The sequence below is a fragment of the Sorangiineae bacterium MSr11367 genome (genome assembly GCA_037157805.1).
GTDB lineage: Bacteria > Myxococcota_A > Polyangia > Polyangiales > Polyangiaceae > Pendulispora > Pendulispora rubella.
The window spans coordinates 21,114-41,975 of record CP089983.1; the positions used below are offsets into that span (position 1 = coordinate 21,114).

General features: G+C 65.8%; 12 protein-coding genes. 5 read left to right on the top strand and 7 right to left on the bottom strand.

From position 1 onward, the window contains the following. The first annotated feature begins 16 nt into the window (after nucleotides 1–16). Nucleotides 17–4,069 carry a protein kinase gene (locus LVJ94_00100; GenBank protein WXB05665.1) on the top strand — a complete coding sequence of 1,351 codons (4,053 nt, stop codon included), beginning with the start codon at nucleotides 17–19 and terminating at the stop codon, nucleotides 4,067–4,069. 185 nt (nucleotides 4,070–4,254) lie between these two features. Here LVJ94_00100 and LVJ94_00105 read toward each other — a convergent pair whose 3' ends face one another. The 4 genes from LVJ94_00105 to LVJ94_00120 form a co-directional block, all read right to left on the bottom strand. After that, the gene (locus LVJ94_00105) at nucleotides 4,255–5,691 is read right to left on the bottom strand and encodes a hypothetical protein (protein WXB05666.1); all 1,437 of its coding nucleotides are present in this window, start codon (nucleotides 5,689–5,691) and stop codon (nucleotides 4,255–4,257) included. 63 nt (nucleotides 5,692–5,754) lie between these two features. Beyond that, nucleotides 5,755–6,600, bottom strand: coding sequence for a metallophosphoesterase (locus tag LVJ94_00110; protein ID WXB05667.1), 846 nt, complete (start codon nucleotides 6,598–6,600; stop codon nucleotides 5,755–5,757). Between the two features lie 72 nt (nucleotides 6,601–6,672). Next, nucleotides 6,673–8,340, bottom strand: a complete 1,668-nt coding sequence (locus tag LVJ94_00115) for a transglutaminase-like domain-containing protein (protein ID WXB05668.1) — start codon at nucleotides 8,338–8,340, stop codon at nucleotides 6,673–6,675. 12 nt (nucleotides 8,341–8,352) lie between these two features. Further along, nucleotides 8,353–8,586, bottom strand: coding sequence for a hypothetical protein (locus LVJ94_00120; GenBank protein ID WXB05669.1), 234 nt, complete (start codon nucleotides 8,584–8,586; stop codon nucleotides 8,353–8,355). Between the two features lie 171 nt (nucleotides 8,587–8,757). Here LVJ94_00120 and LVJ94_00125 point away from each other — a divergent pair, with 171 nt between their 5' ends. The 3 genes from LVJ94_00125 to LVJ94_00135 are packed head-to-tail and all read left to right on the top strand — an operon-like array spanning nucleotide 8,758 to nucleotide 13,019. Then, complete coding sequence (locus LVJ94_00125; GenBank protein WXB05670.1) at nucleotides 8,758–9,963, top strand: UTP--glucose-1-phosphate uridylyltransferase; 1,206 nt, start codon at nucleotides 8,758–8,760, stop codon at nucleotides 9,961–9,963. 13 nt (nucleotides 9,964–9,976) lie between these two features. Next, entirely contained in the window at nucleotides 9,977–10,996 is a 1,020-nt protein-coding gene (locus LVJ94_00130; GenBank protein ID WXB05671.1) for a PhoH family protein, read from the top strand. A 10-nt stretch (nucleotides 10,997–11,006) separates the two neighbouring features. Continuing rightward, nucleotides 11,007–13,019 carry a GAF domain-containing protein gene (locus tag LVJ94_00135; protein WXB05672.1) on the top strand — a complete coding sequence of 671 codons (2,013 nt, stop codon included), beginning with the start codon at nucleotides 11,007–11,009 and terminating at the stop codon, nucleotides 13,017–13,019. 62 nt (nucleotides 13,020–13,081) lie between these two features. Here the strand turns inward: LVJ94_00135 and LVJ94_00140 are convergent, their stop codons facing one another. Beyond that, nucleotides 13,082–13,651: a hypothetical protein gene (locus LVJ94_00140; GenBank protein WXB05673.1), complete on the bottom strand. Its 570-nt coding sequence runs from the start codon at nucleotides 13,649–13,651 to the stop codon at nucleotides 13,082–13,084. Between the two features lie 389 nt (nucleotides 13,652–14,040). On the opposite strand from LVJ94_00140, the gene LVJ94_00145 reads away from it, so the two are divergent. Next, a complete protein-coding gene (locus LVJ94_00145; GenBank protein ID WXB05674.1) occupies nucleotides 14,041–15,492 on the top strand; it encodes an OprO/OprP family phosphate-selective porin in 1,452 nt (483 codons plus the stop codon). 164 nt (nucleotides 15,493–15,656) lie between these two features. Here the strand turns inward: LVJ94_00145 and LVJ94_00150 are convergent, their stop codons facing one another. Together LVJ94_00150 and LVJ94_00155 are read right to left on the bottom strand one after the other, a co-directional pair. After that, nucleotides 15,657–17,342 (bottom strand): NPCBM/NEW2 domain-containing protein, encoded by a 1,686-nt coding sequence (locus tag LVJ94_00150; GenBank protein ID WXB05675.1) that lies wholly within the window; start codon nucleotides 17,340–17,342, stop codon nucleotides 15,657–15,659. Nucleotides 17,343–17,580: 238 nt separating this feature from the next. Then, on the bottom strand, nucleotides 17,581–20,601 hold the full coding sequence (locus LVJ94_00155) for a DUF2961 domain-containing protein (GenBank protein ID WXB05676.1): 3,021 nt from the start codon (nucleotides 20,599–20,601) through the stop codon (nucleotides 17,581–17,583). Between the last annotated feature and the right edge of the window lie 261 nt (nucleotides 20,602–20,862).

Below are 20,862 nucleotides of genomic sequence, written 5' to 3' on the forward strand. Positions count from 1 at the left end.
TGGCGGGGATTGAATCATGAACACTACATTCGGCCGCTACCGCTTACTCGAGCGTCTCGGGCAAGGAGGCATGGCCGAAGTCTTCAAAGCGAAGAGTTTCGGGGTCGAGGGCTTCGAGAAAGTCCTGGTCATCAAGCGCATCCTGCCCGAGCTCGCGCGCAGCCAAGAGTTCGTGGACATGTTCATCCACGAGGCCAAGCTCGCGGTGCGCCTCTCGCACGCCAACATCGTTCAGGTGTTCGACCTCGGCATTGCACCGCTGCCGTCGTCATCTCCGCCGTCGTCGCGACCCTCGTCCGACGGTGCGCTGGCAGGTGTTTTGGCCGAGCCGGCGTCCGCCCGTGAGCGTGAACCTGCGGTCGGCGCTTACTTCATGGCCATGGAGTTTGTGCACGGGTTCGACCTGGCCACGCTCCTGGCCCGCTGCCGCCGCCAACAAATGGCGCTGCCCGTCGACATGTGCGCGTACATGGCGGCCGAAATCGCCAAGGGCCTCGACCACGCGCATCGCCGCCGGGACGAGGACATGCGCCCGCTTGGCATCGTCCATCGCGATGTGTCGCCGCAGAACGTGCTCATCTCCCTCGAGGGCGAGGTGAAGGTGACCGATTTCGGCATCGCCAAGGCGCGCGTTGCCGTGGGGGCGAACCTCGAAGAAGACACGCGGATGCGCAAGCTCCAGGGCAAGTTCGGCTACATGAGCCCCGAGCAAGCCCGCGGCGAGAACGTCGATGCGCGGAGCGATCTCTTCTCGCTGGGTGTGGTTCTCTATGAGTGCGTCACCGGGGTGAATCCCTTCAGTGCGCCGACCACGTTCGAAACATTGCGCCGCGTGCAGGCGGGCGAATATCCGCCGGTCGAGCTTCTGCGCTCGGATGCTCCGGCGGAGCTGATCGCCATTCTGAACACCGCGTTGGCGAAAGACCCTGCCGACCGCTTCTCCGATGCGGGGCGTATGTACGAGGCGCTGCTCGCCTTCTTGTACGCGCAGCAAAGCCGCTACGGCGCCCACGATCTGGCCGAGTTCTTCGCGCGCTTCCGCTCGGACGAGTCCGGGGCGACGCCGGTCTTCTCGGGGCGCATCCTGGAGGGGGCCAGCAGTGAGACGTTGCAGGCCAGCGACTGCACCCCGGTGGAGGTCCCGCACCGAAGCAGCGTGTCCATCACGCCGCCCGTGGAAACGGGTGTGCGCATCGTGGGCTCGGGCGACGTGGGCGAGCGGCGCGAGGTGACGGCGCTGGTCATCGAGTTTCCGCAGCGCGATTCCCAAGAGCAGGCCGACCGCGCGATCACGATGGTGAAGCGCTACGGCGGGCGGGTCGTGGGGGAGACGCCGGAGCACATCGCGGTGCTCTTCGGCCTCGACGAACCGGACGGGCGCGACACCGAGGTGGCCACACGCTGCGCACTCGTTGCACTTCGGGCCATGGGGGCGCGCCCGGGCGATGCCATGGCGCCCAGCGCGGGCATTCATGCCGCGAGGATTCACGTCACCGTGCGCAAGGGCGAGGGCGGCGACGAGGAGACGGCGGAGGTTCGCGAGGACGAGCGCCTCGTGACCCTGCTCACGACGGCGCGCGAGTTTGCGCGCACACGTCCCGGCCGAGCAGCGCTCTCGTCGGCGGCGACGCGCCAGGTGAAAGGGTTCTTCGGGCTCGACCCGCTGCTCGACGACGACGACGGTCCCCGCCGAGGCCTCAGTGGCTTCGTCGTCAAGGAGGTGCGCGGCACCGCGGAGACCTTCGGCCGATTCGTCGGTCGCAAAGGAGCGTTGCGCTTTCTCGGTGAATCCCTCGCGCTGGCCACACGGCGGCGCGCGCGCATCGTGACCTTGCGTGGCGACCACGGCGTCGGAAAAACGCGCCTCCTCTACGAGGTGGAGCGTCGCCTGCGCAAAGGTGGATACAACGTTGCGTTCTACATGGCCACGTGCCCGCCGCGCGGTCGCGACATTCCGCTGTCCGGCATTGCGTGCATGTTGCAGGTGCTGTGCGGCCTCTCCGAGGCGGATTCACCGGAGCGGGTGCTTTCGGTGCAACCGCGGCTGCGTGCCCTGGGCCTTTCCGAGGCGGAGGTGGTGACGCTCCTGAATACATTGGGCGCCGCTCTTCCCACCGTGGGCGCAAATGCGAAAAACTCGCTCAAGCAAGCGCTTTCACGGATGTTGGCCCGGCTTTGCGAGGACAAGCCGTATGCGCTGGCCTGGGACTCGGCGCACACGATGGACCAGGACAGCTTCGACGTGCTGGATTCGGCCGTGGGCAAGCTCGCGCGCTCGCGCCTGGTGCTCCTGTTCGCGGCGCGCGCGGGGTTCGCGCATTCGCTGGAAAAAAGGCCGGAGCATGCGGCGCTCGAGCTGACCGATCTCACGGCGGACGATGCGTCGAAGCTCGTGGCCACGCGCCTGGGGATCGATGGGGTCCCCGACGAGCTCGCGCGTTTCGTGCGCGACCGCGCGGGGGGGCATCCGCTCTTCATCGAGGAGCTGCTCAAGGCCTTGCTCGATGGGCAAGCGGTGTCCGTGGTCGACCGAAAGGTCACGGCCATGCGCCTCGTGGGTCAAGATCTCGCGCTGCCGAAGACGCTGCGCGGGCTCGTCGCATCGCGCGTGGCACGGCTGCCGGCGGCCGAGAAAACCGTGCTGCAGGCCGCGGCCATCCTGGGCGATCGGGTCGACGTTACCGTTCTTTCGGAGATGCTGGAGGAGCCGGTATCGGTGCTCGAGGGCGCGTTGGCGGAGCTCGATCGGCGCGAGCTCATGGTGCACGTGGGCGCCGCCGAACTTCGTTTCGTCTCGCCCATTCTGCGCGAGGTCGTGCTCGATGCGCTGCCGCCCGAGGTCGTGCGCAACATGCACGCGGTCGCCGCGCGTGCGCTGGAGCACGTGCAGGGCGACCAAATTTGGGAGCAATCGGCCCGCGTGGCTGCGCACTATTACGAGGCGGGCAAGAGCGGGTTGGCCGCGGGGTACTTTGCCAAGAGCGCCGATCTGCGCCTGGCCGCGCGCCAGCTCGAGGCGGCGGTGCGCGATTATGCGCGGGCGATCGCGCTCGCGGATCTGGCGGCGCACGAGCCCGAGGAGCTGGTGCGCTGGCTCGGCGGCCTCGCCCAGGCGGCGCGCATGGTGCGTTCGTGCCCCGAGGCCGTGGACCTGTGCGCGCGCGTGGTCGGTCGCGTGGACAGCGATGCGGCGCTATCGCAGCGGGTGCAGGCGCGCGTGCATGCGGGGACCATGCTCACGTCGCTGCACAATTTCGAGATTGCGCGCTCGCACTTTGCCGATGCGGAGCGGCTCGCCGAGAACGACGAGACATTGGCCAAGGCCGTACTGCTCGCCTACGCGGACATGGCGACGCGGCAGGGCGATTTCAAGCGCGTCGTGTCGATGCTCGAGCGGGTCGAGCGCATCGTGACCGGCGAGGGCGACAAGGCCGAAGAGCACCGCGTGCTCTTGTACCGCGCGCAGGCCCACGCCGGCCTGGGCGATCGGCGCAGTGCGCTCTCGGTGCTGGCCCGCGCCGAACAGGTCTCGTGGGACGACGCCGCCGCCACGTGCGAGCGCCAAAAGGTGCGCGCGCTCATCGACTACTTCACGCGCGACTTCCGCGGCGCCGCATCGGGTGCCGAGACGGCCATCGACATGGCGCGCTCGCTGGGGCTCACCTACGAGGTCGCCGCCAACCTGCACAACCTGGGCGACTTCCTCGTGCGCCTCGACGATCTGCCGCGCGCCTACGGTGCCTTCCGGCAGTCGCTCGAGTTGTGCGTCGAGGGCAGCTTCGCGCGCCTGGCGAGCCAGAATCGCATGTTCTTGGCCTTCCTCGACGGCATCAACGGCGACGCCACCGCCGAAGAGCAACTCCGCCAGGGCATCGCCTACGCCGAGAGCAACGACTACACCTGGGACGCCGTCAACGGCCGCACCCTCCTCGGCCAACTCCTCCAGCGCACGGGCGAATCCTCCCGCGCCCGCATCGAACTCGAAAAAGCCCGCACCCTCGCCCGCAAAGTCGGGAATCGACTCCTCGCCGACGACTGCGAAACAGCCCTCCGCAGCTTGGCCAGCTAGGAGAGAATTCACAGGGAGGGGGGGAGGCGGGGAGGGAAACAACGCGAATCCCACCGCGTGCCTAGGCTTTTTTTTGTTTTCAGTTGGCCTTGTGAGCCAAATGAAAACCCAAACCAGCCTCGGTGCGCGGTGGGATTCGCGCCTATCCCTTCCCGCCTTCCCCCCCTTCCTGTGAATTCTCTCTCTTATTCGGCCACGCGGAGAAGGCTGTTGAGGACGTCCGCTTGTTCGTGGATGGCGGGGTCTTTCGTGTCGCGCGCCAGGAGGGTCATGGAGCGGGCGTGGAGTTCCGCCAAGGCGCGGATGCCGCCGGCGTTGGTGACGCCGTCGCCGAAGAAGGCGGAGTCGAGGCGGCGCAGGGTAGCCAATGCGGAGGCGTAGGCGATGACGTCGCCGTGGCGGGACTTGGCGATGCGCTCGATGTTGTCGTCGTAGATGCACGGCAGGCGCGCCGTGAGATCGCGCTCGTTGCCGGTGCCCGGTTCTTTGTAGTGTGCAATGACCGTGAAGTAGAACGGCTCGTTGGGCACCCAGGCGGGAACGCTGACGCGAAGTACCTCCGTGCGGGCCTCGCCGGCGCGGATGTTCCCCAGGATGACCTCGCCCGCGTCGAGCTTCCACAGCACGTCGCCGCCCGAAGCCTCGATGACGTGGGACGGGGAGGGGCTTCCCTCGAAGTGGAGCGACAGCTCCTCGAAGCGCAGATCGCCCGACGGCGGAATGGCCGTGCGCACCGCGTTTTGCCGGGCTTCGAGCGCCTTGTCGATGCCCACGAAGCCCATGCCGGCCATGCCGATGTCGGCCACCACGCCGGTTTTCGCCTTCTCCGTCGACGAGATGGCGCTCACGATGACGCCGCCCGCGACCATCTTCTCGAGCTCCGTGCGCGTGGCGTCGGTCAGCCTCGGAGCGTCGCCGCCGTCGCTGAGCACGACCACGCGCTTCGTTCCTTTGCCTTCCACGGCGGCGGTCGCAAGCCGAAGCGCCCCCGCGAGATCCCGCGGCCGGCGTTCCCGTCCCTCCGACGAGAGGCGCTTGGCGACGGCGGCGTTGCCGATGGCCTGGTGCGAACCCGGAATGGACGGCAACACCAGCCGCGGCCCGCGCGCGTCGATCACGGCGAAGCGGTCGCGCGAGGCCATCTGACCCAGCGCCGTCTCGACCAAGGCGCGCGTATCTTGTCCCTCGCCGTCGAGCACGAGCGCGATCTGCTCGCCCATGCGCGCGGTGCCTTCGGCCGCGGGGGCAATGACGTCGATCCGCACGAGCACCTCGCCGCCCCACGCAGGCACCCGTGTATCGCTCGGGCGCATGGCGATGCCCAGGCCCTGGGTCGCCAGCAACGTGGGGCTGCTCGTCAGCGTGAATCGCCCATTGCGGGGCACGATGAAGCCGATGGGGGCGCGCCACGGATCGTCGGGCGAGCGCGAGACGACGCGACGCGGGATGTCGCCGTTGTCGTGGATCTCGAGCCCATTGGGGGTGACCACGGCGGCGCCGCCGGCACCCTTTTGCCCCACGATGACCGTTCCATCTTTGGCCAGCAGCGGCCCGCCGCACGCCGGGAGGACCACCGCGGCGATGCCCATCCAGACCAGCGCGGTACCTCGGCTGAGCGACATCGAGGTACTAGCTATGACGTAGACCGCGGATTTCTGCCAGCCTGATGGTTCCTTACACCGGCCTCAAGCCGCCAAGCCGATGCTCTCCAGGCTGCCGTCGCGGACCTCGTAAAGCCGCACCCGGGGCCGGGAGGGGGCGTCGTCCACCGTGGCTGAGGCGCCGAAAACCCGGTTTTTTCCACCCCCGACGATGCGATCCACGATGCGGTGACGGTGGCCGTGGAGCACGTGAAGCTGGGGATGCTTCACCAACAAGGTCAGCAGGCGGTCGTGCCCGCGGAGCCCGTCGATGAAGTGCCAGGGGTTTCGGTCGTTGCCGAACGGCGGGTGGTGGACGACGACGATGGTCGCCTTCGCGCGCAGGGAGGGGTCTTCGATGCACCTTTGAAGAGCCTCGGCAGCGCTTTCCGTGAGTTCGCCGCCGGAGCGCGCGATCGATTGATGCCGCGAAGCGTCGACCGGCAGAATCGCGAAGGTCCCGCGGTCGATGGTGCGGCCGGGCTCGGTCGCGCTGCAGTGGGCATACGCGCGGAGAGGTCCGGCCATCGCATTTTTCCATCCGTGGCTCGAGTCGTAGGCATCGTGGTTTCCTGGAACGAGGGTGACGCGGTCGGCGTCGAGGTTGGAGTCATGAAGGACCTCGGCGAAGCGCTCGAACTGCTTCGGCGTCCCGAGTTCCGTCAAATCACCGGAAATCACGATGTGATCCGCGCGTGCGCGTTTGGCGCTCTCGAGCGCGTCCTTCATCTTCAAGGCACGCGCGTTGTCGTCGAGCCGGCGGTGAACGCTCACCATGCGGGTGGAAAAGCTGTAGGCGCCGTCATTGGCGCCGCGCCGTTCCAAGATGTGCACGTCGGACAGATGCGCGATGCGCTGCAGGGTCGGAAGATATGGGCCACCTTCGCTCATGACGTGCTCATAAACTTGGATGCACGACTAGAGCGAAGCGTCCATCGACCGCCGCAGGTTTTGAAAATTGCTCTACGGACTACGGCCGCATCGCATGTTGCCGGAGGTGCGGGCGACGACGTCGTAATCGCCCACCGGGATGTTCGATGGGACGACCAAGGTGCCCTCGAAAGCGCCCCGCGCGTCCGTGGCCAGGGAGCCCACGCGCAACTCGCCACGGCCGGACGACTTTCCTGCCTCACGCAAAACGACATCCACCACGACATTGGGGCATGCCTCGCCGTCGGCGCGCACGTTGCCACTGACGCGCATCGGGCCGCCGCGCCGTGTGTCCAAGTTGGCTGCGGCGAGCGCAACCGACGAGTGCGGACGATCGTCCTTTTTCTCGTCGGCAAGGTCGTGGGCCGGATCGCTGGCCGGTGCGTTGGGGCCGGAGGACGACGTGCGGGCGCCGCCTGTGCTCGAGTTGGTCGAGGAGGACGAGCCGCCACCCGCGCCGGTGTTTCCAGTGGAGCTGCCCGACGAGGAGCCGCTGTGCGGGTTGCCCGATGCAGGCGCCGTCGCGTTGGTCGGGGCAAGCGAGTCGCCGGGGGTCGCGCCGCTCGGCCATTGAAAGGGATCCGGCGGTGGATCGTAGGCGGGACCCTCGCGGATGGGATCTCCCACGGTTCGTCCGGCGCCGCCCAGATCCGTGCGGCGCCATAGCTTGCCGTCGTGGATCTCGACCCACGCATGGGCCTCGTTCATCACCATCCGGGTCGGCAAGCCCAAGCTCAGGGCCGTGATCAGAAAGGAGAACGCGCGGTGCCGGCAGACGCCCTTCTGCGAGAGCGCCAGATCCAGGTACACGTTGTTGTGCTCGCGCGGCGGATCGTCGGCCTCGACGAAGCTGCGGTGGTACGAGACGAGCCGTCGCACCACCTCGCGCGGAGACATCGCCCGGCTCACGCCGATGTGCGCGGTCACCTGCCGTGCCGCCGCCGCGACCTTCTCCGGAAGTCTTTCCACCGGCGGCAGGTCGTTCCACGCCGGCGTGCCGAACTCACCCCCGAAGGCTTCGCGCGGGGCGCTCACCTCCATCACCAGCCGCGCTTTGCCCGGCGCCGCTGCGATGAACCAATTGTCCGCCCCATCGTGGAAGAGCGAAAATGCGAGATCGCGCGGGCCCGCGGCGAGGTGCGCGCGGATCACGCGCGCCCCCGGTGCCACGCTGGGGATGCGCACCGTCGTGTCGGCGCGGGCGTTGAGCACGATGTCCGCGAAAAAGTGCTCCTCCGGTACGTCCAGCGCCCCAGAATCACCACTCGACTTCAGCGGCTCCGGCCGCGCTTTCTGCACGTACAACTGGTACGACTCGTCGACCGCGTCATAGGCCCAGAGCCGCTTGAACGGAGCCGTGGCCGGGCGGAACGGCTCGTCGTAGTGCGACACGTCGGGCCGGCGCGTGTTGCGATCCGGCGTGTACACCGCATGGTCCGGCCCCGCGCCCTCGGGCTGCGTGTTCTCGTAGGTGGCATCGCTCGATGCCGGCGGCTTGCGGGCATCGGGGGAGCGCACCAGGCCATTGCGCGTTTCCACCGCGGCGGGAAGATCTCCCGCGCCCGTCGCTCCGAGGGACCAATCGTCCTGGAGGTCCGCTGGAATGGGCACGTGCAGCACGGGACCCGGGCCCGTGGCCGTGGCGGGGGCCGTGATGGCGAGCACCAACGAAAGAAGAGCGATGGATCTCAGCGCGCGCATCGATGGTCGAGCTTAGCGCGCCCGCGCCGAGGCTTTCCATCCACCGGGCTGGTAAAAGAACGTGCCCTCCGACGAACCGTACCGCGGCCCGTACCAGGTTTGCCCCGGCGGGGCATGCTCCCAGTGACCGGGAATCCACGTGTATTGCGCACCGGTCCAGTGCCAATAGCCGCTGACCCACACGGCGGTGGCGCTTGGTGGCGCAGGACGATCTTCCTGCAGCGGTGCAGGGGGTGGGCCGTTCACGACGACCCCGCGCGGTGTCGGGTTGGAGGCCGTTGCAACGCAGCCACCCAGGCAAACAACGCAACAGAGGATGCAGACAGCGTAAGCGCTAAGCGAGGTCGCTCTCATCTCTTACCTCCGTAGGGCACGTGACCCGCACGAAAGAACAAAACAGAATAGCATGTGCACGCTATGAGTCCGCACGCCACTCACGACTTGCAGGAAGAGCTCGATACGATCGATCCCGACGTCCGCGCGAAGCTTGCGCGCGCCGGCTTCGACGCAGCGCGGCTCCTCGACTTGGCCAAGGATCTGGGGCAGGGGACCGCCGCGGAGCGTCGCGATAAGCGCAACCGTGTGCCGGGACCGGTGGAACCTCCATCCGAGGACGAGATCTGGGCGATCCCGCCCCTGTCTTCGGATGGGGAGGGGGCGGCACCTTCCGAGCGGCATCGTGAGCTCGAGGCGCTTGGCCTCGAGGCGCTGAAAAAGGGAGAGCTCGCATTCGCGGTGCTGGCCGGCGGCATGGCCACGCGCATGGGCGGTGTCGTCAAAGCGTTGGTCGAGGCTCTCCCAGGGCACACGTTCCTCGACGTGCGGCTGCGGGAAAATCGACTTTGGTCGGCGCGGGCCGGCAAGCCCGTGCCGCTTTGGCTCATGACCAGCGACGCGACGGACGAGCCCACGCGCCAGGCCCTTGCTGCTCATCGGGCGGACGAGGGCGACGCGCACGTGAAGACGTTCCTGCAGGATCTCGGCCCGAGGCTTACCCCCGATGGGCACTTGTTTCATGGCGACGACGGTCGCCCGAGTCTCTACTCACCGGGGCACGGCGATCTGGTGGACGCATTGCGGCGCTCCGGGTTGCTTCGCGACTTCCTCGCGGCCGGTGGGCGTTACGTGTGGATCGCCAACCTCGACAACTTGGGGGCCACCATCGACCCCGTCCTGCTCGGCCTGTTCATCGAGAACCACGCGGCGGGGCAGCGCGTCGACGTCATGTGCGAAGTGACCGACAAGGACCCGGGCGACCGGGGCGGCATTCCGGTGCATGCGCTCGGCAAGTTGCAAGTGCTGGAAGAATTTCGCCTTCCTCGCGACTTCGATGCGAGCCGAGTGTCCGTGTTCAATACGAACACCTTTCTCGTGTCCGCGGAGGCTCTGCAAACCGCCGACATTGCGTGGAATTGGTTCGAGGTCGAAAAAAACGTCGACGGAAAACCCGCGATCCAGTTCGAACGTCTGCTCCAGGAGCTTACCGGCGCCATGCGTGCGGCCTATGTTCGTGTACCGCGACGCGGTGCCGCGTCGCGTTTCCTTCCGGTCAAAGACCGCGAGGAGCTCGAGGCGCGTCGAAACACGATCCTCGAAGTTGCACGCAGCCGCGGTATCCTCTGAGCCAAAAGCACCAATGACGAGCATTACCTCCGAACTCGAAATTGCCGACATGGGCACGCTTCTCACGTTGAGCGGCCCGCAGAATGAAAAGCTCCGCGCCATCGAACGCGAAGCGGACGTCCAAGTCGGTTTGCGTGGGAATACCATCTTCATTCAGGGAGAACCGGACGCCGTCGCATTGGTCGAGCGGTTCCTCTCGGAATCGGCCACCTTGCTCACCACGCGCGGCATCCGGGTCGATACCGTCGACATGCGCCGCGCCCTGCGCATGCTGCGCGAAGACCCCGAGCGACGCTTGGCCGATATCTTCGCGTTCGATCGCGACGGCGGGGAGGACGTGGTCACCCTGGGCTCGGCGCGGCGTCCCATCGGGCCTCGCGGCATGGCGCAAAAGCGTTACGTGGAGTCCATTCGCGCCCACGATCTCACCTTTGGCATCGGCCCGGCGGGAACGGGCAAGACGTATTTGGCCATGGCGTGTGCCGTCGCCGCGCTCAAGTCGGGCGCGGCCAAGCGCATCGTGCTCACGCGCCCCGCGGTGGAAGCCGGTGAAAAGCTTGGCTTTTTGCCCGGCGACTTGGCGGAGAAGGTGAATCCGTATCTGCGGCCGCTCTACGACGCGCTCAACGACATGATGGACTTCGACAAGGCCCAGGGGCTCATCACCCGCGGCGCCATCGAGGTGGCGCCCCTCGCGTTCATGCGCGGGCGCACCCTGAACGATTCGTTCGTCATCCTGGACGAAGCGCAGAATACGACGTCGGATCAAATGCGCATGTTCCTCACCCGATTGGGATACAATTCCAAAGCCGTGGTGACGGGAGACGTGACACAGGTCGACCTGCCCGAAGGCCGCTCCAGCGGATTGGCCGAGGCGCGCGATCTGCTCGGCAAGGTTCCCGGTATTGCCTTTTGCCATTTCACCGACGTGGACGTGGTGCGGCATCCCCTCGTTCAAAAGATCATCTTGGCTTACGAGTCTCGCGATTCGACGCGGAGAGCGGGAATGGCGGCAGCAACCGAAACACGATGATGGAGCAACCATGTCCTACGGCGATGACGGGGTCCCCGTAACGGAGCGTATGACGGGTGGGGCGGTGGCGGATGCGGCGGCGCTCGTTGCGCGCCTCGCGCGGGCCGGCGATGCCCTCCGCCACGATGGACGCCTCCCGCCGCACTGGGTGACCAGCCCGCACCCGCTGCTGCTGATGGTCGCGCAGAACAGCCACATCGTCTTGGTGGCGCCGGCCATCGTGTGGGACCGCGGCCGCGACCTCCTCAAGCCGTTCTCCGAGCGATTCGCCCAAGAGGGGGCGATGCTCGTGCTCATGGGCCACCCGCGCCAGGGCGACTTCGCGCAGGCGATGAACAAGGGCTTGGCCAGCATCGTCTCGGAGGACCCTTCGCCAGACGAGCTCCACGTCGCCGTCTTCCGTGCACTGGAGCTCCTCGAGGCCAAAGTGCACGCGGAAAGCCGCGCCCGCTCGTTGCGCCGCTACCGCTACGAGGTGGCGGAGCTCGTGGACATCGCCCGCGCGATGACCACCGAGCGCGACGTGAACAAGCTTCTCTCCGTCGTCCTGGAGAAGAGCCGTTTCATCACCGGCGCCGATGCCGGGAGCATCTACGTCGTCGAGGGCGAAGAGAAGAATCGGCGCCTGCGCTTCAAGCTCACGCAGAACGACTCGGTGCACTTCGACGCGCGCGAATTCGTCATTCCGCTCTCGAATCGGAGCATCGCCGGCAGTGCCGCGCGCAGCAAAAAGCCCATCAACATTGCCGACGTGTACGAATTGCCGCCCGGCTCGCCGTACGGATTCGACAAAAGCTTCGACCAGAAGATCGGATATTTGACCAAATCGATGCTCACCTATCCGCTGATTTCGCAGCGGGACGAGGTCATCGGGGTCATCTCGCTGATCAACAAGAAGAAGGAGCCGCACAAGCTCCTGCTCTCCCCGGAGGACTTCGAGGAGCAGGTCATCCCCTTCGACGAACGAAGCGAAGAGCTGCTCGGCCTGCTCGCGGCGCAGGCCGGTGTTTCGTTGGAGAATACGCTTCTCTACGACGAGATTCGTCTGCTCTTCGAGGGCTTCGTGAAGGCCAGCGTGGAGGCCATCGAGTCGCGCGATCCGACGACGAGCGGTCACTCGCGCCGCGTGGCCGATCTCACCGTGGAGCTGGCGAAGGCCGTCGACAAGGACAGCACCGGCCCGTACGCGGACGCGTTCTTCAGCCGCGAGGACTTGCGCGAGCTCGAATACGCGAGCCTGCTTCACGACTTCGGGAAAATCGGCGTTCGCGAACGCGTTCTGGTGAAGGCGAAGAAGCTTTTCGACGAGCAGCTCGAGCTGATTCGCGCGCGTTTCGACTTCGTCGGCAGGTCCATCGAGGCGGACGTGCTACGGCGCAAGGTGCGCGCGCTGGAGCGCGGCGCGAAATCGTCGGAGCTCTCGGACCTCGATCGGGAGCTTTCGTCGCGCCTTGGCGAGCTCGAGGCTTCGTTTCAATCCATCGTCAACGCGAACGAACCCACGGTCCTGGCGGCGGGCGACTTCGAGAAAATCGAACAGCTGGCCCACGAGACGTACACGGATCTCCGCGGCGACGTGCGGCGGCTGCTCGCGGACGACGAGGTGATTTCGCTTTCGGTGAAGCGCGGTTCGCTCACGCCGGCGGAATACGACGAGATCAAATCGCACGTGACGCACACCTTCAATTTTCTATCCCAGATCCCCTGGGGAAAGATGTTTCGCCGCGTTCCTCTGATTGCCGGAGCCCATCACGAACGGCTCAACGGTACTGGATATCCGAATCGCCTGCGCGCGGAAGAGATTCCAGTGCAATCGAAGATGATGAGTATTGCGGATATTTATGATGCGCTCACGGCGGCCGATCGACCCTACAAAAAAGCCATTCCGGTCGACCGCGCGATCGACATTCTCGAATACGGCGTCAAAGATGGGCACCTCGACGCCGTATTGGTGCGAGTCTTCCGGGAAGCGCGGATATGGGAACTCTGCGATCCCGTGCCGGCGAGTCTCATTTTCCGCTGACCGCGAGCGGGGCAGCGCGGTTGATTTTCCGCTGACCGCAAGCGGGGCAGCGGGGCCGATCTTCAGATGGGTTGCGGCGGTGGCGGCGCCGGTTTGAGCGGCTTGCGCACCTGGGCGCTGAATCGCGCGGAGATCTTGACCGAAGCGCCGGTCTTGCTGACCAACGTCACGTCTTTGATCGTGCCTTTGACGGCCGAGGCATCGCTGGCTTCGATTTTCAGCGTGCACGGAGACGATGCAGCGTTCTCCACCGAGTACGAGTCGTCGCCATCGATCGTCATGGCGATGCCTTCGCAGGCATGGTCACCCGGTGCGGAGTTCGTCGGCATTTTCAGCTTGAAATCACCGAGCTTCGGATCGGACGCCTGCGACGCACTGACCCAGTTCTGATCGCCGCGTTTTCGCGCGGCCGCGTCGGCGTATTGCACCTGCGTGCCATTCACCACCGCGTTGGCGCCCCATTTGCCCGCAGGCACCTCGGGAAGCTGCACGTCGTTGTTGTTGTTTTGCTCCTGCGGCGCTCCGCCGCTCGGAGCATTGCCGTCGTCACTCGAACCGCACCCTGGAAGCGCGAGAACGAGAATCACCCCGAGCGCGGCTGCCAAGGCCCCGCTTGTTTTTGCTACGAACATTATTTTCCTCCTCCCGGTGAACCTACAGGGGGCGTTTTTTTCCCAAGCGCAAGCGCCGCGCGGGCGACGCGAATTGCGCGCTACGAGGATCCTTATAGTGCGCGACGTCGATGCGCAACCCGCGATTCCGACGGAAAGTCAAAAAGTAAATGCGAGTCATCGCTCGCATTCGTGATGACCCCGAAGAGCGCGTTACATGGGGGTTTGCGAGGAATCTTAATTGTCGTTCAGATAGCTCTCACGGATGTCGAACCGTCGCGCTTCACGTCACGGCGAAAACGTCGGCGAAAGGCGAGCTTCCATGAATCGACGTCACACGTCCGTCACTGAGGTGCCTCAGCAACGCGACATTTTGGCCAAAATTCGCATGTTATGAGCGCGGCAACATCATGAAGCTCATGTTTGGATATCGCCGCTGCGCGCAAAGGCGCGCTCTTTCCATCCTCTTTTCCGCGGTGTCCCTGACGGCGGCTTGCGAGGCAGCCGCCCAGACCGCGCAGACAGGTTCCAACCCGCAGTGGTCGAATGCACCCACGTCGTCGAGCGGCTCCGAGCTCGGTGCGCAGCCTCGCGCAGCGGGTGAGGGCAGCGCCGCACCCGCGGCGAGCTCCGACGTGGATGCCCGCATGCACGCGCTCGAAGCCAAGGTCGCCTCGATGGCGGAGAAGGAAGAGAAGCGCAGCAAGGCTCTCGAGTGGCTCGAGCACGTCAAGTTCACCGGCTTCATTCAGCCGCAGTTGATTTGGCAGTGGTACAACGATGCCGCGTCGCCCAACAACGGTGCGGGTGGCGCGAGCGGGCTGCCGGCGGGCGTTTCGGCGAATCAGACCATCGCGCGTCCGGATGGGTACACGACGAACCCCGACACGTTCCGCATCCGTCGCGCGCGCCTCAAGGTCGAGGCCACGCCGACCGAGTACGCGAAGTTCATCATGGAGATCGATCCGTTCCCGGCCGGCGGAACCGCCTCGGGCATCGGAACCATCGCGCGCCAGATCGAGGCCGTCGCGGTCATTCCGTGGTCGAAAGACGTCAAAACCGAAATTGGAGTGGGCATTTTCAAAGTGCCTTTCGGATACGAGATCATTCAATCCGACGCGGATCGGCCGTTCATCGAGCGGAGCTGGTCGGAGCAAAACTTGGTGCCGGGCGAGTTCGACACCGGCGTGCGCGCGTACACGACGGCCCTGGACAAGAAGCTCGACATCCGCGCCGCCGTGGTGAACGGCGCGACGGAGTCGGAGAAGAACTTCGTCATCGTGCCCGACTTGGACCATGGCAAGGACCTGATCGGACACGTGAACTACAACTTCGGTCCCTTCGACGTGGGCGCGAGCGGCTACTACGGCCACGGCTCGCTCGTGGACGCGACGGCGCTCAAGTTCAAGACGTACAAGCGCTGGGCCTGGAACGCCGAGGCGGCGGTGCACCACAAGTTCATCAAGAGCCTGGGCAACACGAAGCTCTTCTCGGAGTTCACCCGCGCGCAAAATCTGGATCGCGGTCTCCGCTACTCCGCGGCCATCTCGCTGCCGAGCATCCCTTCGAACATCAACGACGACGTGGGCAACAAGGACGAGTACGGGTTCTTCGTTCGCCTCGAGCAGGACTTCAGCGAGTGGGCCACCCTCGGTCTCCGCTACGACGTCTACACGCCCGACTCGGCCCAAAAGAACAACGCGCGCGACACGTACAGCTTGCTCGCCGTCGGGCACTTCACCAAGGCGCTGCAGTTGATGCTGGAGTACGACTTCGCCATCGACAACGTCCACCGCCCCGGCACCGAAGCGCCCTCGAAGCACATTCACACCTTCTCCAGCGTGCTCCAAGCGCGCTTCTAAATCGTCAGGAGAGAATTCACAGGAAGACGGGAAGGCGGGAAGGTTTTTTTGGTTTTCAGTTCGCCCAAAGAGCGAACTGAAAACCCCAAAAGAAAGCCTTCTGTGCTGTACGCGCCGTCAGTCCTTCCCGTCTTCCCGTCTTCCTGTTCAAATTCAGGAAGCCTCTAATTGCAGACGATTTCCGCTCCTGCCCAGTCGGCGTGGTCGTAGTCCTTGTTGTCGCGTGCGTCGGTGACGCGGAGCTCCAGGGCGGTCACGCCCGTGGTGGCGATGTCCAAGGCGCTCGCGGTTTGGCCGCCGCGTTTCACGTCGGTGTAGGAGAGCAGTTTGCCGTCGCCGTAGACCTGGAAGCGCACGCTGCCTCGGGTGCCGGATTCGGCGTCGATGCCCACTTGGGCGCGGAAGCGCGAGCAGGTCTTGCCGAGGTACACGTGGACGGCGGAGTTCGCGTGTGCGCCGATGCCCTTGGCGTAGGCGGTGCTGGCGATGCTCAAGCCGCGGCCGTCGTTCGAGGCGGTTTCGCCGTTGCTCTTGTTTCGCTCGACGGGGCCCCAGCCGTTGCTCGACGTGAGCCAGGTGGCATCGCCGAGCGCGTACGTGCCCGGTGCGGGCGGCGTTGCGAGCGTGCCTTCGCGGCGCACGATGTACATGGCCGCGCCGTGGCTCGGTACCGATGCGGAGATGCTGCCGCTGGTGGTGCTCTCGGCTTTGCTCCAGAGATCCTTCAGCCGGTACGAGCTCGAGCCGCCCAGCCCGATTTCGGCGGCCGACGTCGTGATGGAGCTGGTGGCGCCGTTGCGGTTGAAGAGCACGATGGCGACGGAGCCGTCGGACATCGGCTTGCCCCATACCTGCGTGCCGTTGCCAAGATCGCGAAGCAGGCGACCCTGCGAGCCACCCCAGTCTTGATCCACCGCGATGATGTCGCGGTTCGTGAGGATCGCCTTCGTGTCGGCGCTCATCGCGCTCAAATCGTTGCCGGCAAGGAGGGGCGCGTTGAGCAGCGCCCATAGGCTGAAATGCGCACGGTATTCCGTGGTGGTCATGCCGCCGTTTCCGACCTCGAGCATGTCCGGATCGTTCCACCCGCTCTGGCGCGCGAACGGCTCGAGGCCATTCTGCTGATCGAGAAGACTCAGCACGCTGTTCCAGTTGTCGCTGATGTCCCCGGTGGTGCGCCATAGATCGCCGCCCACCTGCGGGCCGAAGACCCACGGGTCTTCCTCGCCCCAATTGCAGATGCTGTAAACGATGTGGCGTCCCGAGTTCGCGAGCGCCGTGCCCATCGCTTGGTAGCGCTGCTTCGCGGGGGTGCCGTCGTGGTTGCAGTTGTCGTACTTGAGGTAGTCGACACCCCACGACGCGAAGCTGTTGGCATCGTCTTGCTCGTGCTTCAGCGCGCCGGGCATCGTCTTCGCACAGGTTTGGCTACCGGCGCTGGTGTAGATGCCCAGCTTGAGTCCCTTGCCGTGCACGTAGTCTGCGAGCGCCTTGATGCCGCCGGGAAACCGCGTGCGGTGCGGAACCAGCTTGCCGTTCGCATCGCGGTTCAACTCGGCCCAGCAATCGTCGATGTTCACGTACTCGTAGCCGGCGTCCTTCATCCCGGAGGAGACCATGGCATCGGTCGCCGCCTTGATTTTGGCCTCGTTGATGTCGCAGCCATACTTGTTCCAACTGTTCCACCCGAGCGGCGGCTTCGGCGCGAGGCCCGCAAGGCTCGCGAGACTGGCGCTCGATTGTGCCGAAGCCTCCTCACTGGGCGTGCTCGAACACGCGATGGCGAGGAGGCTCGTGGTGGTGATGACGCTGCGCAGAACGGCGCGGCGGATGGTACTCCGGTGGCTCATGGTCACCTGCCCTTTCGGGCGCCGCACTATACGCACCCACGCGACGGCAGTGGAGCGACTACCTGAAATTTGAACAGGAAGACGGGAAGACGGGAAGATTTTTAGGGTTTCCCATGCGACCAGTGAGCGAACTGGAAACCCTCAAAAAAAGCGTTCCGCGCTGTCCGTGCCGTCAGTCCTTCCCGTCTTCCCGTCTTCCTGTTCAATCTCAGGAAGCCGTTAATTGGCAACCAAGCCCCTACAACGGAGAAAGCGCGCTCGGTTGTGGCCACTCCGTGCCCGTTGCGAAGCGGTCGTGCCATTTGTTGGCGTTGCCGACGAACGCGCTACCGTTCGAGAGGGAAACGTACACGTCGGCCGCATCGCCGCGGGTGAAGGTCACGATGTCGGCCCGACCATCGCCGTCGAAGTCGCCCACGCCGGGGATTTCGCTGCCGACCGCGAAGTTGTCGTGCCACTTCCACGCATCTTGGACGAAGCGTGTCCCGTTCGAGAGCGACACGAAGACGTCGGCCGAGGTGCCGCGGGTGAAGGTCACGATGTCGTCGCGACCGTCGCCGTCGAAGTCCCCCACGGCGGGCATCTCGCTGCCCAGGCAGAAGTGCTCGTGCCACTTGGAGCCGTCCCCGAGGAAGGCGCCGCCGTTGGAGAGGGCGACGTAGACGTCCCCCGCGTCGCCGCGCAGGAAGGTGATGATGTCGTCGCGGCCGTCGCCGTCGAAGTCGCCGACGGCCGGCCACTCGGTCCCGATGGCGAATCGGTCGTGCCACTTGATGCCGTCGCCGACGAAGGCGCTTCCATTCGAGAGGGCCACGTATACGTCGCCGCCATCGCCGCGGGTAAAGGTGACGATGTCGTCCAATCCGTCGCCGTTGAAGTCGCCCACGGCGGGGACCTCGGTGCCGACGGCGAAGTGGTCGTGCCATTTGACGTTGCGCCCCACGAAGCCGTTGCCGTCCGACAGCGCCACGAAGACGTCGGCCGAGGTGCCGCGGGTGAAGGTCACGATGTCCGTTTTGCCGTCGCCGTTGAAGTCGCCCGTCAGCGGGATTTCCGCGCCGGTGGCGAAGTAGTCGTGCCACTTCACGCCGTCGCCGACGAAGCTCGTTCCATTGGAGAGGGCGGCGTAGACGTCGGCGCCGTCGCCGCGCGTGAACGTCGCGATGTCGTCGCGGTCGTCGCCGTTGAAGTCCGTCCGGCTCGGGACCACCGTGGTGCCCGAGACGACGCCCGACGCGGGGCTCGCATTGCCGGCGCCGTCGACCGCGACCACGCGGTAGTAACGCGTCTCGCGGGCGCGGAGCGGCCCGTGTGCAAACGACGGGAAGCGTGAGACGCCGACGAGCGCGTTCGGGTCGATGGGGACGTTCGACGTCGTGGCCGCGTAGATGCGGTACTCCGCCACCCCAACGTTGTCGGCGGGCTCGTTCCACGCGAGGCGCAGGGCATGGGTGACGCCGTTCACCGCGAGCCCGTCGACCGCCGCGGGGGCCGCCGTGTCGGTGAAGGGGGCGACCACGTTGTCCACCGCATAGCGCGACGCGGAGAAGGCCGGCGACCCCGCGGTGGGTTGCAAGGTGATGGTCACCTGCGATCGGTTGCGCGTGGCCGATGCCGGCAGCCGGAACACGTCGTCCAGCCAGCGCGTCGTCCCATTGCCGAGGGGCTCGAGCCACGTGCCGGCGGCGACGCCGTCCACGAGCACTTGCGCCGACTGGTATGCCTGCTGCTGATCGCTGGTGCGGCGCAGAAACACGCCGTCGTTCGCCGGATCGAGCGCGACGCGGAACGACAGCGACGCCGTCGTAGAGCGCACCTGGTCGCGGATGGACACGTTGTCGAAATCGCCTTCGTAGCCCGACACCACGTCGTATTGGTTCACCGCACCCGTCTCGGCGTAGCCGTGCGCGCTGCGGCTTTGCGCATTGCCGACGTCGATCGCATCGGTGCGCGAGGTCGAGTACGTGCCCCGCTGCGTGTACATGAACGGCGTCGAGCCGTACACCGCGGCGACGTCATCTTGCGGCCCGTGCTCGATGCTGAAGTGCAGCGCGGAATGGTAGGTGACCGCGTCGTTCAGCAGCAGCCGGTACATGGTGTCGCACCGCTCCGCGCAGCCGTTGTTTCCCTGCTCCATGGCGGTGAGGCCATTGGCCCAGTTGCTGAACACCCCGCGGTTGAAGTACCAGCCCGACTCGTAGAAGTCCTCCGTGCCGGTGCCGTGCCATTGCGGAGTGTCTTGTCCGTCCACGTACACGCGCTCGTCGCCTTCCAGGTACAGGCGCGAGTTGGGCCCTTCCTTCGTCTCGGAGACGCCGACGAATTTGCCGCGTCCTGCCGTGCTGGCGATGGTCCAATCCTCGCCGTTTACCGTGTTCCCGCGGCGTGCGAGTGCGGTGAAATACCCTGCGCTGCCGCCCGGCGCGAGCGCGTTGGTCCACTGCGCATCGGAGGCCCTGGTCACCTCCCAGCCGACGCCGTTGATGTCGCGCGTGGTGCGGTTCTCCAGGCTGACGGTCGCCGTGCTTCGGTACGGCATGGGCCACCACGTCGAGTACCAACCGCCCGCCGCGTTATCCATCGCGAAAAAGAGCGCGCGCACCGCGTATTCCCCGGCGCCCGAGCCGAAGAACTCTCCGATGGGCGCATCCACCGTGGTCACGCCGTCGAAGGCGATCTTGAGGCGCACGTTCTTCAGCGCATCGTCGGTGGCCGCCGCATCCGGTACGCGCAGGCGCAGCGCGCGGATGGATCCAGGCCCGGTGGCGTTGGTGACCGCGATGGTCTGACCCGCCGGCAAATTCACCGCGCCCGCGGACGTGATCTCGTTGCCCACGGCCGGCTTGGGATCGCGCGTGCCGGACGCACGCAGCGTCGCCAGCACGTCCTCGGCGTGATCGGCGGGATCGAACGTGTTCACCCCGGCGGCATCGACGAAGTGCCGGTAGCCGACATGGTAGAAGATCGGGTTGTTCTGCACCGTGACCCGCATCGAGTCGCGGTAGGGCATCGGCACTTTGATGTACACGCCGCCCGATGTCTGGTCGGCGTTGGCCACGAGGGGAAAGAGGAAGGGCGCACCCAGTGCACCATTCACCACGTCTTGCAGCGAGGCTGCGAGCACCGTGCGGCCATCGAGCTCGATGGTGATCCGCCCCGTGGCGGTGACGTTGCCGTCGTCGCGCGTGAACCAGATCGATTCGATCTCACCGGCGCCGCGTTCTTCCGCAATGACGCATCCCGTCGAACTCGTGCGCAAACACGAATATTGACCAGAAAACCCATCATTGTTGCTGCCATCGCGCGCAAAACTCGAAAATTGCCGCGAGTCTGCTCCTGCATTCAAATAGGGCAACAAATCCAACCGGCGAAATGTGTCCCAACCCACCGGACCTTTGTCGGAGGCGGCCAGCATTTCCGCCGTGTCAGATTCGGATAATGGTGCCGAAATGCCGTCTTTTTCCTCAATGGTATCGATACCATTTTGCGACGCAGAACACGCCGCCAACCCACCTGCCAG

Bases quoted from the DNA above. Each gene is read 5' to 3' on its own strand.
- LVJ94_00100 (WXB05665.1), top strand. From the start codon at position 17: ATGAACACTACATTCGGCCGCTACCGCTTACTCGAGCGTCTCGGGCAA.
- LVJ94_00105 (WXB05666.1), bottom strand. From the start codon at position 5,691: ATGTCGCTCAGCCGAGGTACCGCGCTGGTCTGGATGGGCATCGCCGCG.
- LVJ94_00110 (WXB05667.1), bottom strand. From the start codon at position 6,600: ATGAGCGAAGGTGGCCCATATCTTCCGACCCTGCAGCGCATCGCGCAT.
- LVJ94_00115 (WXB05668.1), bottom strand. From the start codon at position 8,340: ATGCGCGCGCTGAGATCCATCGCTCTTCTTTCGTTGGTGCTCGCCATC.
- LVJ94_00125 (WXB05670.1), top strand. From the start codon at position 8,758: ATGAGTCCGCACGCCACTCACGACTTGCAGGAAGAGCTCGATACGATC.
- LVJ94_00130 (WXB05671.1), top strand. From the start codon at position 9,977: ATGACGAGCATTACCTCCGAACTCGAAATTGCCGACATGGGCACGCTT.
- LVJ94_00135 (WXB05672.1), top strand. From the start codon at position 11,007: ATGTCCTACGGCGATGACGGGGTCCCCGTAACGGAGCGTATGACGGGT.
- LVJ94_00140 (WXB05673.1), bottom strand. From the start codon at position 13,651: ATGTTCGTAGCAAAAACAAGCGGGGCCTTGGCAGCCGCGCTCGGGGTG.
- LVJ94_00145 (WXB05674.1), top strand. From the start codon at position 14,041: ATGAAGCTCATGTTTGGATATCGCCGCTGCGCGCAAAGGCGCGCTCTT.
- LVJ94_00150 (WXB05675.1), bottom strand. From the start codon at position 17,342: ATGAGCCACCGGAGTACCATCCGCCGCGCCGTTCTGCGCAGCGTCATC.